The organism is Catenibacterium sp. (genome assembly GCF_052354645.1).
GTDB classification, from domain to species: Bacteria; Bacillota_I; Bacilli_A; order Erysipelotrichales; family Coprobacillaceae; genus Catenibacterium; species Catenibacterium mitsuoka_A.
In genome coordinates this window covers 18007-32652 of the sequence record NZ_DAWDDM010000001.1, presented here as the reverse complement: position 1 = coordinate 32652, position 14646 = coordinate 18007, and the positions used below count along the sequence as shown (strand labels likewise).

The 14646-nt window shown below is 34.2% G+C and carries 17 protein-coding genes; 16 read left to right on the top strand and 1 reads right to left on the bottom strand.

Annotation, left to right across the window (positions count from 1 at the left end; all coding sequences use genetic code 11):
• The 14 genes from ACT8VG_RS00185 to ACT8VG_RS00120 all read left to right on the top strand — a co-directional run.
• On the top strand, positions 1 to 564 hold a 564-nt coding region (locus tag ACT8VG_RS00185), incomplete at its 5' end, for a methionine ABC transporter permease (protein ID WP_444194976.1).
• Positions 565 to 587: 23 nt separating this feature from the next.
• Positions 588 to 1409: a MetQ/NlpA family ABC transporter substrate-binding protein gene (locus tag ACT8VG_RS00180; protein WP_187011644.1), complete on the top strand. Its 822-nt coding sequence runs from the start codon at positions 588 to 590 to the stop codon at positions 1407 to 1409.
• Positions 1410 to 1492: 83 nt separating this feature from the next.
• Entirely contained in the window at positions 1493 to 2020 is a 528-nt protein-coding gene (locus ACT8VG_RS00175) for a nitroreductase family protein (RefSeq protein ID WP_187011643.1), read from the top strand.
• Positions 2021 to 2022: 2 nt separating this feature from the next.
• Positions 2023 to 2484, top strand: coding sequence for a GAF domain-containing protein (locus ACT8VG_RS00170; protein ID WP_022425500.1), 462 nt, complete (start codon positions 2023 to 2025; stop codon positions 2482 to 2484).
• On the top strand, positions 2460 to 2978 hold the full coding sequence (locus ACT8VG_RS00165; RefSeq protein WP_187011642.1) for an RNA 2'-phosphotransferase: 519 nt from the start codon (positions 2460 to 2462) through the stop codon (positions 2976 to 2978). Before ACT8VG_RS00170 ends, ACT8VG_RS00165 begins: the two co-directional genes overlap by 25 nt.
• A 51-nt stretch (positions 2979 to 3029) precedes the next feature.
• Complete coding sequence (gene feoB / locus ACT8VG_RS00160) at positions 3030 to 5375, top strand: ferrous iron transport protein B (RefSeq protein WP_444194975.1); 2346 nt, start codon at positions 3030 to 3032, stop codon at positions 5373 to 5375.
• Between the two features lie 81 nt (positions 5376 to 5456).
• Positions 5457 to 5897: a hypothetical protein gene (locus ACT8VG_RS00155; protein WP_432268031.1), complete on the top strand. Its 441-nt coding sequence runs from the start codon at positions 5457 to 5459 to the stop codon at positions 5895 to 5897.
• 196 nt (positions 5898 to 6093) lie between these two features.
• Positions 6094 to 6840, top strand: a complete 747-nt coding sequence (locus ACT8VG_RS00150) for a ZIP family metal transporter (RefSeq protein WP_226793384.1) — start codon at positions 6094 to 6096, stop codon at positions 6838 to 6840.
• Between the two features lie 64 nt (positions 6841 to 6904).
• On the top strand, positions 6905 to 7864 hold the full coding sequence (locus tag ACT8VG_RS00145) for an Ig-like domain-containing protein (RefSeq protein WP_187011638.1): 960 nt from the start codon (positions 6905 to 6907) through the stop codon (positions 7862 to 7864).
• A 53-nt stretch (positions 7865 to 7917) separates the two neighbouring features.
• On the top strand, positions 7918 to 8832 hold the full coding sequence (locus tag ACT8VG_RS00140) for a hypothetical protein (protein WP_444194974.1): 915 nt from the start codon (positions 7918 to 7920) through the stop codon (positions 8830 to 8832).
• A 28-nt stretch (positions 8833 to 8860) separates the two neighbouring features.
• Positions 8861 to 9643 (top strand): SDR family NAD(P)-dependent oxidoreductase, encoded by a 783-nt coding sequence (locus tag ACT8VG_RS00135; protein ID WP_187011636.1) that lies wholly within the window; start codon positions 8861 to 8863, stop codon positions 9641 to 9643.
• Positions 9640 to 10116, top strand: coding sequence for a DNA-deoxyinosine glycosylase (locus ACT8VG_RS00130; RefSeq protein WP_187011635.1), 477 nt, complete (start codon positions 9640 to 9642; stop codon positions 10114 to 10116). The genes ACT8VG_RS00135 and ACT8VG_RS00130 overlap by 4 nt, the downstream gene beginning before the upstream one ends.
• A 44-nt stretch (positions 10117 to 10160) precedes the next feature.
• Positions 10161 to 10655 (top strand): COG2426 family protein, encoded by a 495-nt coding sequence (locus ACT8VG_RS00125; RefSeq protein WP_022425509.1) that lies wholly within the window; start codon positions 10161 to 10163, stop codon positions 10653 to 10655.
• A 261-nt stretch (positions 10656 to 10916) separates the two neighbouring features.
• Positions 10917 to 13496, top strand: a complete 2580-nt coding sequence (locus tag ACT8VG_RS00120) for a cation-translocating P-type ATPase (protein ID WP_444194973.1) — start codon at positions 10917 to 10919, stop codon at positions 13494 to 13496.
• A gap of 180 nt (positions 13497 to 13676) precedes the next feature.
• Here the strand turns inward: ACT8VG_RS00120 and ACT8VG_RS00115 are convergent, their stop codons facing one another.
• Positions 13677 to 14039 carry a metal-dependent transcriptional regulator gene (locus tag ACT8VG_RS00115; protein WP_444194972.1) on the bottom strand — a complete coding sequence of 121 codons (363 nt, stop codon included), beginning with the start codon at positions 14037 to 14039 and terminating at the stop codon, positions 13677 to 13679.
• A gap of 163 nt (positions 14040 to 14202) precedes the next feature.
• Here ACT8VG_RS00115 and ACT8VG_RS00110 point away from each other — a divergent pair, with 163 nt between their 5' ends.
• Positions 14203 to 14412, top strand: coding sequence for a FeoA family protein (locus ACT8VG_RS00110; RefSeq protein ID WP_288705711.1), 210 nt, complete (start codon positions 14203 to 14205; stop codon positions 14410 to 14412).
• A 12-nt stretch (positions 14413 to 14424) separates the two neighbouring features.
• Positions 14425 to 14646 carry a FeoA family protein gene (locus tag ACT8VG_RS00105; protein ID WP_288705707.1) on the top strand — a complete coding sequence of 74 codons (222 nt, stop codon included), beginning with the start codon at positions 14425 to 14427 and terminating at the stop codon, positions 14644 to 14646.

Genomic DNA, 14646 nt, shown 5'->3' with positions numbered 1-14646 from the left:
ATTGGTATCTTATTAGAAGTTATTGTTGCAGTCACTAGAAAAGATCTTTTAAAAGAAAATCCACCAGTTATCTGGATCTTAGATAAGATTATTAACTTATTTAGATCTATTCCATTCATTATCTTAATTCCTACTGTAGCTGTACTCTCTCGTGCCTTATTTGGTACAACAATTGGTATCGAAGGTGCACTTGTTCCTCTAGTTATAGGAACAGCACCATTTGTCGCAAGACAGATGGAATCAGCCATTATGGAAATTGATCCAGGAATCATTGAAGCAAGTATTGCGATGGGACTCAGTACAAAAGAAATCATCTTTGATGTTTATTTAAGAGAAAATATTCCAGGGATGATCAGAGGTCTTACAATTTCATTTATTGCGTTAGTCGGACAGATTGCGATTGTTGGTTCTGTTGGCGCAGGCGGACTTGGTGATATGGCGATTAGATATGGTTTACAGAGATCAATGGGAGATATCACATTCGTCGTTATTATCTTAATTCTTATTTTAATTTCAATTGTTCAGGCAATTGGTGACAAACTCGTAGAAAAAACAACACATTAATTAATACATTGGAGGAAAATATTATGAACAAAAACATTTTAAAAGTATTTACAGCAGGTCTTTTAGCTTTCTCATTAGCAGGATGTGGAAGCAAGTCAGATTCTAAAACTATTACAGTAGGTGCAACAACTTCACCTCATGCTATTATCTTAAAGCATGTTCAGCCAGAATTTGAAAAAGCAGGATATAAATTAAAGATTAAGGAATTCTCAGATTATCCTAACATCAATCCATCTACTTCAGATGGTTCATTGGATGCAAACTTCTTCCAGCATCAGCCATACTTAACTTCTTACAACAAAGACAAAGGTTATAAGAAGGGTGATGATGGATATTTAGTATCAGTAGGAGCTATTCACTTTGAACCTTTAGGATTATATTCAACTAAATATAAAGCAGTATCTGATATCAAAGATGGTGCTAAGATTGCAATTCCTAACGATGCAACTAATGAAGCAAGAGCTTTATTATTACTTGCAGACAATGGTGTTCTTACATTAAAGAAAGATGCAGGTGTAACTGCAACTAAGAAAGATGTTGTATCTTACAACAAAAAAGTTGAATTAGTAGAAGTAGATGCTGCACAGGTGGCTTCTAAATTACCTGATGTTGATTTCGGTATTATTAATGGTAACTATGCATTAGATGCAAAAGTGACTGATAAGATCATCACTTCTGAAGATTCAAATTCTGAAGCTGCAAAGACTTACCAGAATATCATCGCTGTAAAAGAATCAAATAAAGACAATAAAGCAATTAAGAAACTTGTTGAAATCTTAAAGAGCGATAGCACTAAGAAATGGATTGAAAAGAAATTCGGAGTATCTGTAAAACCTGCAGAATAATGAATTGAAGCGGTCATTCGACCGCTTTTTATTTATATAGAAGAGTATTTCTTATATAATAGTTCTATAAGGAGGTCAAACTTATGGAATTTGATCAGTTATTAAAAGAAAGATATTCTGTTAGAAAGTTTTCTAATCAGAAGGTTGAAAAAGAAAAAATAGATAAAATATTAGAAGCTGCAAGAATAGCACCTACAGCTGTAAACTATCAGCCACAAAGAATTCTTGTAGTAGAAGATCCAGATAATCTTGCAAAACTAAAGGAATGTACTAAATATCATTTCCATGCACCTCTCGCAATGATTTTATGTTATGACAAGACAGTATCATGGAAGGATATGCATAATAGAGAATGTGGTGAAGTAGATGTGTCTATTGTGGCTACATACATGATGCTTAAACTCTTTGATTTAGGATTAGGTTCTACTTATGTAGGTTCTTTTGATTATAAGGAGTTAATCAAACAGTTTAATATTCCTGAAAATTATGTACCAGTGATGATCTTACCTATTGGTTATCCAAGAGAGGATTGTGTACCTGGACCAATGCATGATAAGAGAAAACCAATCAGTGCGATTGTATCTTATGAGGAATATACACAGGGGGAATAATAATGGAGTTATTAATAAAACAATTAGAAGAACTTATTTCATCAAATGAATGGTTTGTGACTAACTTGTCTAATGCAAGTGCGTTACTCATGGATGCGATTGATGATTTAAGCTGGGTAGGATTTTATATGATGAGAGCAGGGGAACTTGTCTTAGGTCCTTTCCAGGGTAAAGTAGCATGTACACATATTAAAGTAGGTAAAGGGGCCTGTGGTGTATGTGTACAGGGAGATCAGACAATTCTTATTGAAGATGTGACGACATTTCCTGGCTATATTGCCTGTGATGCAGAAGCAAAGTCTGAAATTGTAGTCCCTTTACATGATGAGGAAGGTAAAGTGATTGCGGTATTGGATGTTGATTCTAATAGTTTAGGTCGTTTTGGAGACAAGGAACAGGAATTATTTGAAGCACTAGGTAAGGTGTTAGAGAAATCATTATGGAGCGAAAAAGCAGACGTTTAAGTTATATTTTGAGACATCATCCAGAAAGTATAGGTATTAAACTTGATGAACATGCTTATGGTGATGTTCAAAAGATATTAGAAGCGTTAAATATCACAATAGAAGACTTAGATATGATTGTGAGAGAAGATGAGAAACAGCGCTATTCATATAATGGAGATCATACAAGAATACGTGCGAATCAAGGACATTCTATTCCTGTGAATGTAGATTTAAAAGAAGTACAGCCACCTGATATTCTTTATCATGGTACAGCGACTCGTTTTGTACCTTCTATTTTAGAAGAAGGTATATTAAGTCAGACACGTATATATGTTCACTTATCTCAAGATATAGAAACCGCAACGAAGGTTGGTTCAAGACATGGGAAACCATATGTCTTTACTATTGATACTAAACAGATGTATGAAGATGGATACAAGTTCTATCTCTCAGAAAACAATATCTATCTTACAAAGATTATACCTACAAAATACTTAAAGGCTTCCACTTAAGGAAGCTTTTTTGTGCTATACTTGTTGAGAGAATATGAAGGAGGGTTTTTTATGACTCTAGATGAATTAAAGATTGGGGAAAGTGCTACAGTGACTTATGTAGGAGGTTCTGGGTCATTAAGACAACATTTCCTAGATATGGGTTTAATACCAGGTTCTGTTGTAACATTGGAAAAATTCGCCCCAATGGGTGATCCAATGGAATTACGTATTCATGGCTATGAGCTAACATTACGTTTAGATGATGCGAAAAAGATTGGAATAGATATGACAACTAAAGGTGTAGAAGATCATACACCTATTTCACCTATTAAACACCATATTCACCCAGGACTCGGTGAAGGTGGTAAATATCATGATAAAGAGACTGAAAATCCTTTATCAGAAGGAACACAGATTACCTTTGCGTTAGCAGGTAACCAGAACTGTGGTAAAACCACATTATTTAATCAATTAACAGGTTCTAATCAACATGTAGGGAACTTCCCTGGTGTTACTGTTGATAGAAAGAGTGGGTCTATTAAAGGACATCCAGAAACACTTGTAACTGATTTGCCAGGTATTTATTCTTTATCTCCTTATACAAGTGAAGAATTAGTATCTAGACAGTATATCTTAGATGAAAAACCTAAAGGAATCATCAACATCGTAGATGCAACAAATATAGAAAGAAACCTATATCTCACTATGCAGTTAATGGAACTTGATGTGCCAATGGTTCTAGCACTGAATATGATGGATGAAGTAAGAGGTAATGGTGGTTATGTTCATCTAAATAAGATGGAAGAACTATTGGGTATCCCAGTTGTTCCTATTTCTGCTGCTAAGAATGAAGGTATTGATGAATTAGTGAATCATGCCATCCATGTAGCGAAATATCAAGAAGCACCTTTAAGACAGGACTTTTGTGATGAAAATGATGAAGGTGGTGCAGTACACAGATGCTTACATGCCATCATGCATTTAATTGAAGACCATGCGCAAAGAGCAGGTATTCCATTACGTTTTGCGGCTAATAAATTAGTAGAAGGCGATGCAAGAGTAGAAGCAGCCTTAGACCTTGATACAAATGAAAAAGAAATGATTGAACATATCATTTCACAGATGGAAGAAGAAAGAGGATTAGACCGTACTGCCGCTATTGCGGATATGCGTTTTACCTTTATTAATAAATTAGTTAAAGAAACAGTAGTTAAACCACATGAAAGTAAAGAAAGAGAAAGAAGCCGTAAGATTGATGAAATCTTAACAGGTAAGTATACAGGTGTTCCTGCCTTTATCGTTATAATGGGACTAGTATTCTTTTTAACATTTAATGTATTTGGTGCCTGGGGACAGTCACTTATGGAAATAGGTGTTGATGCTTTGACTCAAGTTGTAGATAAAGGACTTACTGCTTGGAATATTAACCCAGTGCTACATTCATTAGTTATTGATGGTGTATTCCAGGGTGTTGGTTCTATTATTAGTTTCTTACCTATTATCGTTATTTTATTCTTCTTCTTATCATTATTAGAAGATACAGGATATATGGCGCGTGTTGCCTTTGTAAGTGATAAACTACTCAGAAAGATTGGTTTATCAGGAAGAAGTATTGTGCCAATGTTGATTGGATTTGGATGTTCTGTTCCAAGTGTTATGGCCAGCCGTACACTCCCTTCAGAACGTGACCGTAAGATGACAATCATGTTGACACCATTTATGAGCTGTACTGCAAAGCTTCCAATCTATGCATTCTTTGCAGCTGCATTCTTCCCAAAACAAGCTGGACTTGTCATGGTTGGATTATATATCTTTGGTATTGTGATGGGTATTATTACAGCTCTTATTTCTAAGCGTTTCTTATTCAAGGGTGAAGCTGTTCCATTTGTGATGGAACTTCCTAATTACCGTATGCCTAGCGCAAAGACTACTTTCCAGTTATTATGGGAAAAAGCCAAGGATTTCTTACAAAGAGCTTTTGGTATTATCTTTATCGCTTCTATTGTCATTTGGTTCTTACAGAGCTTTAACTTAAGATTAGATTTAGTCTCTAATTCAAAGGATAGTATTCTTGCAATGGTGGCAGGACTTATTGCACCAATCTTCAAACCTTTAGGTTTTGGTGACTGGAGAATCTCTACATCACTCATTGCTGGATTTATGGCTAAAGAAAGTGTTGTTTCTACACTCTCAGTATTATTTAAAGGAACAGAATCTTTAATGACAATACTTACACCTCTAGGTGCATTGTCACTCTTAATATTCTGTTTATTATATACACCTTGCGTGGCAGCTATCGCTTCTATTAGAAGAGAACTAGGTGGTCCATGGGCTGTGAAGATAGTCATCTTCCAGTGTGTCATTGCCTGGATTTGTGCCTTTATCGTACATACTATTGGATTACTCTTCATATAATTATTTTTTTCAAAATAGTTGTAATGTTTGATACATTTATTGTTATTAATTATAATAAATGTATTGAAGGAGGTGTTCGTCATGAAACTATCTAAAATCATACTTTATTCAGATGCGAAAGGACGTGGAGTAAAACCGGATGCTTGTGTAGAAGTCAGTCAGCGTTTGACAATCCTGCATGATGGACACATCTGGTTTACTGGATACAATTACGGAGATGGATTCAATTCTAGAAGAATTATTAGACGTAAAAGAGTAAATATAGGTCAGGAAAAAGCTGAAACACTCTTAGAACTATTAAAAGAATTCTTTCTTGAATCTTCTAATCATCCATCCTCTACAAATCGTGATTGGTGGCGTATTCAGTTAATTGATGAAGACGGAAATGAATACAACTATAATGTATCTATTGTAGGAGAAGTCATTCTTAAAGAAATAGATCTCACACAATATATGAGAAATATTATTCCTATAGATGATATGTATTTGTTTGGAAACAAGGATTCACACAATTTGACATAATCAAATTATAATCTTAACACATTCATTAAGTATTATATAAACTGTAGTCAAGCAATCCCTTCCCTTCGTTAGACTACAAAGTACAAGTGTAAATACAAGAAAGAAGATAAGTGTTCCCCATGCTTATCTTTTTTCTTTATCACATAGTTTGAATTAACTAATTGATTTATGTAGTATGAGTAAGGGAGGTATTCATATGGTTTTAATTATACCCTTTATAGGAACAACACTAGGTGCAGCCTGTGTGTTCTTTATGAAAAAAGAATTAAGTTTAAATATACAAAAAGCACTCACTGGATTTGCGGCAGGTGTAATGGTGGCTGCTTCTATCTGGAGTTTAATCATTCCATCACTTGATCAATCTTCTACCTTTATTCCTGCACTTATAGGATTTTGGTTAGGTATACTATTCTTATTATTACTTGATCATTTGATTCCTCATATGCATTTAGATCATAGTCAGGAAGGACCACGTAGTCACTTGTCTCAAACGATCAAGTTAGTACTTGCAGTCACTATTCACAACATTCCTGAAGGAATGGCAGTAGGTGTTGTCTATGCATCCTATTTATCAGGTAATAAAGGAATGACTGCCATGGCAGCACTTGCTTTATCAATAGGTATCGCAATACAGAACTTTCCTGAAGGCGCAATTGTATCCATGCCTTTAAGAAGTACAGGAGCATCTCGATTGAAGTCTTTTATGTATGGCACATTGTCAGGTATTGTAGAACCTATCGGAGGTTTTATTACAGTCTTATTATCAAGTTATATTATCTCGGTGATGCCTTATCTACTTAGTTTTGCAGCAGGTGCTATGATGTATGTTGTAGTAGAAGAGTTAATTCCTGAAATGAGTCAGGGAGAACATTCTCATTTAGGTGTATTATTATTCTCAGTAGGATTTACTTTGATGATGGTTCTAGATGTCGCATTAGGTTAATTCGTAGTATTAATCTTTACTATTATTTGAATTAAGCATAAGATAGATATAAGAGGTGAAATAAATGAGAAAGATATTCATAGTTTTATTGATGTCTTTGTTTTTTATAAGCCCAGTTTATGCAGATAATCATGTAGTCAATGTCAGCTATGATGGTGAAGTGACAACTGCTTCTGGAGAAGCCCCATCACTCCCATTAAAGGCGAAGGTAACCTTCTACGATGGTAGTGAGAAGGAATATAATATTGACTGGAATACATTTGATGAAAGCTTATATAAGACAAGAAATGCGAGTCAATTTACTGTCACAGGCACTATTGCGGATTTACAGGTAACCACTAGCTGTATAGTGAATGTAGAAGCAGCTAAAATAACACATATTGATGATTTAGCTAATAAAACAGTGACTATAGGAGAAGCACTCTCTTTACCTGCAACAGCTTCTGTAACATGGTCTAATGGAGATCAATCAAATGAAATCATACGCTGGGATAATTATGATAATAATGCTTTAAAGTATGTACATACATTTTCTTTAAATGGTCATATTTATGATCAGACTATTACACAGACAGTTCATGTAAAGTATGCATCTGTTACAAGTGTAAGTGTTCCTGCAGTTGTTTATACAACTACAGGAGTAGAAGCACAATTACCACAATATGCGACTGTTAGCTATTCTAATAAGACAAGTAAGAAGGTTAAAATTATCTGGGATAATCAGATTTTTAATGAAGTAGGTAAATATACAGTTTATGGTAAGTTATATCAGTCTACACGTAAAGTATCAATACGAGTAGAAGTAAAGAAAAATGAAGACACTACTACAGAAACACCAAAACAGGAAGAACCTGTAAAAAAGACTAAGACTAAGAAAAAGAATAAGACTAAGAAGGTTCAAAAAGAAGAGAAGTCATCTTTTTCTTATGTGATTGCATTAGTTGTATTCACAGCTATTTTATTTGGTTTTATCACATTAATTTCTTTTATTAAAAGAAAGATTAGAATCAAGGAGAATCGTTAAGGATTCTCTTTCTATTTTTATTAATAAGGTAAGCGCTTACTGGAGGGCAGAGTATGAATGAAATAAGGGGTGTTAGAAAAAAGAATGTTTTTAAGATTATTCAGTCGTTAGTAAAACAAGGAGGGTGTACAAAGAATGAATTAGTATTCTATACTGGTTTATCTTTATCTACGATTGATAGTCTTTTAGAAGAGATGTTGAAAAGTAATCTTGTAATTAAAGCAGGATATAGAGAATCTACTGGTGGAAGACCAAGTATGTCTTATACAGTAAATGGAGAGTTTTCACAAACATTATGTATATATGCTTATAAGCATGATAAAACAATAACAGTCATAGGACGTCTTTATAATCTCTATAGTGAGATGATGGAAGAAAGAAGAAAAGATGTATCTAAACTAGATTGTGAAGTATTATGTTCTTTTATTGAAGATATGTTGAATGCACAGGTACATACAATATGTCTCTCATTACCTGATAGTGATATAGATATAAAGAATCGTTATAAACAACGAGTATTTGTAAAGAATGATGTGTATATGGGGGCTATAGGTGCTTATATTAAGCATATGCAATATGATTCTATTGTATTGTTGGATTCAAAAGGTGATTCACGTTTAGGAATAGTTATTAATGGACATCTTGTAGAAGGAAAGAGTTCTATTGCCGGACAAACTTGTTTCTTGCCTGTTATAAATCATGAAGATTATAAGAATAGAAGATCTATGAAAGGTAGAAGTAAAAGACTTGTTTTAGAACTACAGAATATTATTGGAATGTTGAATCCTGAAGCAATCGTTATATGTAGTGATGGAATAGATTCACATTATGTAGAAGAAGAACTATTAAAGATATTTAAGATGAGCGATATGCCTCATTTGATTTATATTGATAATTATATTGATGAGGTCATGCTAGGTATGGAGAGTATAAGTAAAGATAGCTTATTTGACAAAATGTCAAGATAAAGTATGATGGTAGAAAGGGGTGAGAAAGATGTCACAGACAGTATTAATTACAGGTGCTTCTAATGGAATAGGGAAAGCATGTGCACGTGTATTTGCGAGAAAAGGATATGACCTTGTACTTGTTGCACGTCATAGAGAAAAACTAGAAGCAGTGAAAGCAGAATTATCTGAATATGATGTACAGATTAAAGTGATTGCGATGGATCTTACAGGAGAAGATGCTGCCGTAGATCTATATAATGATTTAGTACTTGATGATATAAGTATTGATATTCTAGTCAATAATGCAGGTTTTGGAGATCATGGTGCTTTTCATGATTCATCATGGGAAAAACAGAAGAAGATGGTTTTATTGAATATAGTGGCTTTAATGCAGATGACTTATGTATTTGGTCAGGCAATGAAACGTAGAAAGAAAGGCCGTATATTGAATGTGGCTTCTATTGCTGGACTTTGTGCAGGACCTTATATGTCTACTTATTATGCAACGAAAGCTTTTGTATTATCTTTTAGTGAATCTATTGCCTATGAACTGAAAGACTATAATGTAGAAGTATCATGTTTATGTCCTGGCCCTACCAAGACAGGATTTATGGATGTAGCCAACTTAGGTCAGTCTCCTATGTTTAAGTTATTTAAACCTCAGTCTGCAGAGGCTGTTGCGGAAATAGGTATACAAGGTTTATTTGATAATCGTTTAGTTCAGTTCACTGGTATATCAGGATACTTATTAAATATTGCGGCAAGATTCCTACCACGCTCATTTTTAAGTTCATGCACAGGATTTGTGAACGGAAAGAGAAAAGTATGATTGAACATCCACTAGAACCAATCATAGATGAACAATGTGAAGTATTAATATTAGGAAGTTTCCCTTCAGTGAAATCAAGGGAAATTTCTTTCTATTATGGTCATCCTCAAAATAGATTTTGGAAGATTATTGGTACAATCACACAAACAGACTATGAAACAATAGAAGATAAGAAAAAGATGTTATTGGAACACCATATTGCGATATGGGATATTATTCATTCATGTACTATTACAGGAAGCAGTGATGCCTCTATTAAGGATGTTGTACCTAATGATATTAAAACTTTAATACAAGGTACAAATATCAAGAGGATATATTGTAATGGTGGGACTTCTTTAAAACTTTATAAGAAGTACCAGGAAAAAGAAACAGGAATAAAGGCTGTACTTCTACCTTCCTCTTCTCCTGCCAATGCCCGTTACAGATTAAGTGATTTAGTCGATATATGGAAGAAGAAATTGACTTTATAATAACCTTTATGTATGATTAATCATGTTAATCAAGGAGGACATATATGGAATCAATCGCATTATGGTTTGCAGGAACATTAGGTAAATACATTTCATCTAAGCTTGCAGTATTTATTGTATCTTTAGTTCCTATTCTTGAATGTCGTGGAGGATTAATTGCATCTGCCTTATTAAAAGTAGATATTCGTTATGCAGTACCTCTATGTATTCTAGGAAATATCTTACCAATTCCATTTATTTTATTATTTATTAAACGTATATTTAAATGGCTTAAGAAGTTTAACTTCTCTAGACCATTAATTGAAAAACTAGAAAACCGTGCTATGAACAAGAGTAAGAATATGAGTAATGGTGAATTCTTAGGACTCTTATTATTCGTAGGTATTCCATTACCAGGTACTGGTGCATGGACAGGTTCTTTAGTGGCTGCATTACTTGATATGGACTTTAAGAAGGCTATTACAGCTATCTTCTTAGGTATCTTACTTGCGACACTTATTGTTGGTTCATTATCATATGGCTTATTAGCTGCATTCTAAAAGAGAGACTAATCATCTCTCTTTTTATATTTCTGCACTTTCACTAATCCTCTTTTATAACCTAAAGATAATTCATTTTCTAATAACCTTCTTTGATTGACAAGCGATATGAATTTGATAGAATGATATTAATTAAAGGGGAGTAGCTCTTACAGAACCGTTCGTCAACACGTTATGTTCAACATAACCGGATTGTTTTGGTCATTTATGATCAGCGAGACCTTTAATAAAACGATTGTTTTTATTAAAGGAGGAATAGAAATGTATAAAAAAACAATTGAAGAAGTAGTAAACTCTTTAGATACAAATATTGAAAAGGGACTGACTTCTTCTGAAGCAAAGAAGAGACAAGGCATATATGGTACTAATGAACTAGAAAAGCCACAGAAAAGGTCTCTTCTTTTACGTTTTCTCGATCAGTTTAAGGATGCAATGATTATTATTTTAATTATTGCAGCAGTGATATCTATTATTGTAGAACCAGGAGACTGGATTGATTCTCTCATTATTGTAATAGTAGTAATGATGAATGCGATTCTAGGTGTTGTATTAGAGAGTCATGCAGAAAAGAGCCTTGAATCATTACAGGAATTATCTGCACCACAATCTAAGGTATTAAGAGATGGTGTGAAACAGACTATTGCCTCTAAGGAATTAGTGCCTGGTGATATTATTATTCTTGAAACAGGGGATATGATTCCTAGTGATGCACGTTTAATTGAAGCTTATAACTTAAAGGTAGATGAATCTGCCTTAACAGGTGAATCTGTTCCTGTAGAAAAGACAACTGATCCTATTAGTCAGGATGTTGTGATTGGGGACCAGACAAATATGGTCTTCTCTTCTACAGTAGTCACTTATGGTCGTGGTAAAGCAATAGTGACATCTACTGGTATGAAGAATGAAGTAGGTAAGATTGCTGGCATGTTGAATGAGAGTGAAAAGGAATTAACACCTTTACAGGTTAAATTAAATGAAATAGGTAAAACAATTGGATTACTTTGTATTGTGATCTGTGTGATTGTATTTATTCTTGAATCATTGAGTGGTATTAGCTGGTTAGAATCATTTAAGACAGCTGTTGCCTTAGCTGTTGCAGCTGTACCAGAAGGACTTGCAGCTACTGTTACTATTGTCTTAGCTGTTAGTGTGACTAAAATGGTTAAACAGCATGCCATTATTCGTAAACTACCTGCAGTAGAAACATTAGGTAGTACTTCTATTGTATGTTCTGATAAGACAGGTACATTAACACAAAATAAGATGACTATCTTAAAGACTTACTTAGATGGTGATGAAGTACAAGATTTAGAAGAAGCAGATGCTAAGACTATTGATATGTTGAATGCATTTACTCTATGTTCTGATGCGTCTATTGATGATGGTAAGGTACTAGGTGATCCTACTGAAGTTGCATTAGTAGAAGCAAGTAAGAAGATGAACTTTGAAAAGAAAGCACTCATGGAAAAGTATCCACGTGTAGGAGAATTGGCTTTTGATTCTGATCGTAAGATGATGAGTGTTATTGTGAAGGATGGAGATCATTATGTGTCTATTACTAAAGGTGGACCTGATGTGATCTTAAATAGATGTCGTGATGTAGATAGTGACCAGGCTATGACTGCCAATGATGAAATGGCTAAAGATGCATTAAGAGTTTTAGCTGTGGCAGTGAAGACATATGATAAAATGCCTACTAACATTACAGTAGAAGAAATAGAAAATGATATGGACTTTATTGGGTTTGTAGGTATGATTGATCCAGCTCGTCCAGAAGCAAAAGAAGCCATTAGAGTTGCTAAACATGCAGGTGTGCGTACTATTATGATCACTGGTGACCATAAGACAACAGCGACTGCCATTGCGAAAGATTTAGGTATTTTAAATGAGGGACAGGAAGTTATTTCTGGTGAAGAATTATCTCAGATGTCTCAGGAAGAACTAGAAAAGAATGTAGAAAAATATAGTGTTTATGCACGTGTGGCTCCTGAACATAAAGTCAATATCGTCAAAGCATGGAAATCAAAGAATAAGATTGTCGCTATGACAGGGGATGGTGTCAATGATGCACCAGCCTTAAAGACTGCAGATATTGGCTGTGCTATGGGTATTACAGGTACAGATGTAGCGAAGAATGCTGCTACTATGATCCTAACAGATGATAACTTTGCGACTATTATTCAGTCTATTAAACAGGGTCGTGGTATTTTTGATAATATCCAGAAGGATGTACAGTTCTTATTATCAAGTAATATTGGTGAAGTATTAGCTATCTTCTTAGCTTCTATTATTGCGTTAATTAATCCTTCTTGGGGATTTGGTGTACCACTATTACCTATTCATTTATTATGGATTAACCTAATCACAGATGCTTTACCAGCCTTTGCGATTGGTTTAGAACCAGTTGAAGATGATATCATGGATAGAAAACCAAGAGAAAAGGATGAAGGTTTCTTTGCGAATGGTTTAATGGTGAAAGTCATCTGGCAGGGTGTTATGGTAGGTTTACTTACTTTAGTTTCTTATTCAATTGGTCAGTATTTCAGTAATCATGAATATGCGATGACTATGGCATTTATCACCATGTCAGGTGCTGAATTATGTCATGCTTTTAACGTAAAGAGTCATCATTCAGTATTTAATAAACAGGTATTCAACAATAAATATTTATGGGGTGCAACAGCTTTAGGTCTTGTATTACAGTTAGCCATCATCTTTACACCTCTTTCTCATTTATTTAGTTTAGTGCCTCTTGATCCATCTCATTTCGCGATTGCAGCATTACTTGCATTCTCAGTTATCCCAATCGTAGAAATCTCTAAACGTTTCAATAAACGTTAACACCTGTGCAAGCAGGTGTTTTTTTTACTATTTCTATTGCATTTAAGTTATATGTGTAGTATTATCTAGTTAGTAAAGGCTAACTCCTTTACTAAACACAACATATCCTTTCATATTCTCAGTTCCTTAAAACAGAGGACATAAAAAATCACAGGACGGCACACACCTGTGATTTTTTATTTAGATTTTATCTTTGAAATATGTTTTTAAAGCTTCAAAAGTTTCTGGTGAAATATAATGTTCGATACGACAAGCATCCTGTGAAGCAGTGGATTCACTGACTCCAATATGAATTAAGATATTTCTTAATTCAGTATGTCTTTCAAATATCATATTCGCAATCTTAGCACCAGCTTCTGTTAATGTAATGGCACCATCTTCATCCATGTTGATGAGTTCCTTCTCTTTCAATCTTTTCATCTGTTGTGAAATAGTAGGTTTAGAGAAATTCATTTCACGGGCGATATCAATGGAACGCACATGTCCTTTCTTCTTTTGAATAACTAATATAGTTTCTAAGTACATTTCTGTAGATTCACTCATCTTATTCACCTCATTTGAATCATTATAGCATAAAAATTCAAATAATGAAAAAGTTAGGCTTTACTAATATTTTTATTGACATATAAAAATAGTAAGTCTATACTAACATTGAAGTTAGAAAGGGCTAATTAGATTAGCCTAATCATCTGAGGAGGCGGAGCATATGCCAATTAGTATGGCAAATCCAGGAGATACAGTCATTATTAGACGTATTACAGGGACTGATAAGGTGAAAAATCATCTTGCAGAATTAGGTTTTGTAGTAGAGGGCGAAGTAACTATTATCAGTAAAGTGGATAATGGAATTATTTGTAATGTGAAAGGCAGTAGGATTGCGCTTTCTGAACAGATGGCCAATCGTATATTATTTTAAGGGAGGATTATCATGAACTTAAAAGAGGTAAAAGTGGGCGAAACAGTAACTATTAAAAAAATTACTGGTACAGGTCCAGTAAAAAGAAGAATTATGGATATGGGTTTAACTAAAGGACAGAGTGTTTATGTAAGAAAAGTTGCACCTTTAGGAGATCCAGTAGAAATCACAGTACGTGGTTATGAGTTATCATTGCGTAAAGCAGATGCGCAGATGATTGAAGTGGAGGAATAG

Coding starts and splice junctions, on each gene's coding strand:
- ACT8VG_RS00165 (WP_187011642.1), top strand. CDS start 2,460: ATGGAGCGAAAAAGCAGACGTTTAAGTTATATTTTGAGACATCATCCA.
- ACT8VG_RS00140 (WP_444194974.1), top strand. CDS start 7,918: ATGAATGAAATAAGGGGTGTTAGAAAAAAGAATGTTTTTAAGATTATT.
- ACT8VG_RS00145 (WP_187011638.1), top strand. CDS start 6,905: ATGAGAAAGATATTCATAGTTTTATTGATGTCTTTGTTTTTTATAAGC.
- feoB (WP_444194975.1), top strand. CDS start 3,030: ATGACTCTAGATGAATTAAAGATTGGGGAAAGTGCTACAGTGACTTAT.
- ACT8VG_RS00175 (WP_187011643.1), top strand. CDS start 1,493: ATGGAATTTGATCAGTTATTAAAAGAAAGATATTCTGTTAGAAAGTTT.
- ACT8VG_RS00150 (WP_226793384.1), top strand. CDS start 6,094: ATGGTTTTAATTATACCCTTTATAGGAACAACACTAGGTGCAGCCTGT.
- ACT8VG_RS00110 (WP_288705711.1), top strand. CDS start 14,203: ATGCCAATTAGTATGGCAAATCCAGGAGATACAGTCATTATTAGACGT.
- ACT8VG_RS00155 (WP_432268031.1), top strand. CDS start 5,457: ATGAAACTATCTAAAATCATACTTTATTCAGATGCGAAAGGACGTGGA.
- ACT8VG_RS00120 (WP_444194973.1), top strand. CDS start 10,917: ATGTATAAAAAAACAATTGAAGAAGTAGTAAACTCTTTAGATACAAAT.
- ACT8VG_RS00115 (WP_444194972.1), bottom strand. CDS start 14,039: ATGAGTGAATCTACAGAAATGTACTTAGAAACTATATTAGTTATTCAA.
- ACT8VG_RS00180 (WP_187011644.1), top strand. CDS start 588: ATGAACAAAAACATTTTAAAAGTATTTACAGCAGGTCTTTTAGCTTTC.
- ACT8VG_RS00130 (WP_187011635.1), top strand. CDS start 9,640: ATGATTGAACATCCACTAGAACCAATCATAGATGAACAATGTGAAGTA.
- ACT8VG_RS00105 (WP_288705707.1), top strand. CDS start 14,425: ATGAACTTAAAAGAGGTAAAAGTGGGCGAAACAGTAACTATTAAAAAA.
- ACT8VG_RS00135 (WP_187011636.1), top strand. CDS start 8,861: ATGTCACAGACAGTATTAATTACAGGTGCTTCTAATGGAATAGGGAAA.
- ACT8VG_RS00170 (WP_022425500.1), top strand. CDS start 2,023: ATGGAGTTATTAATAAAACAATTAGAAGAACTTATTTCATCAAATGAA.
- ACT8VG_RS00125 (WP_022425509.1), top strand. CDS start 10,161: ATGGAATCAATCGCATTATGGTTTGCAGGAACATTAGGTAAATACATT.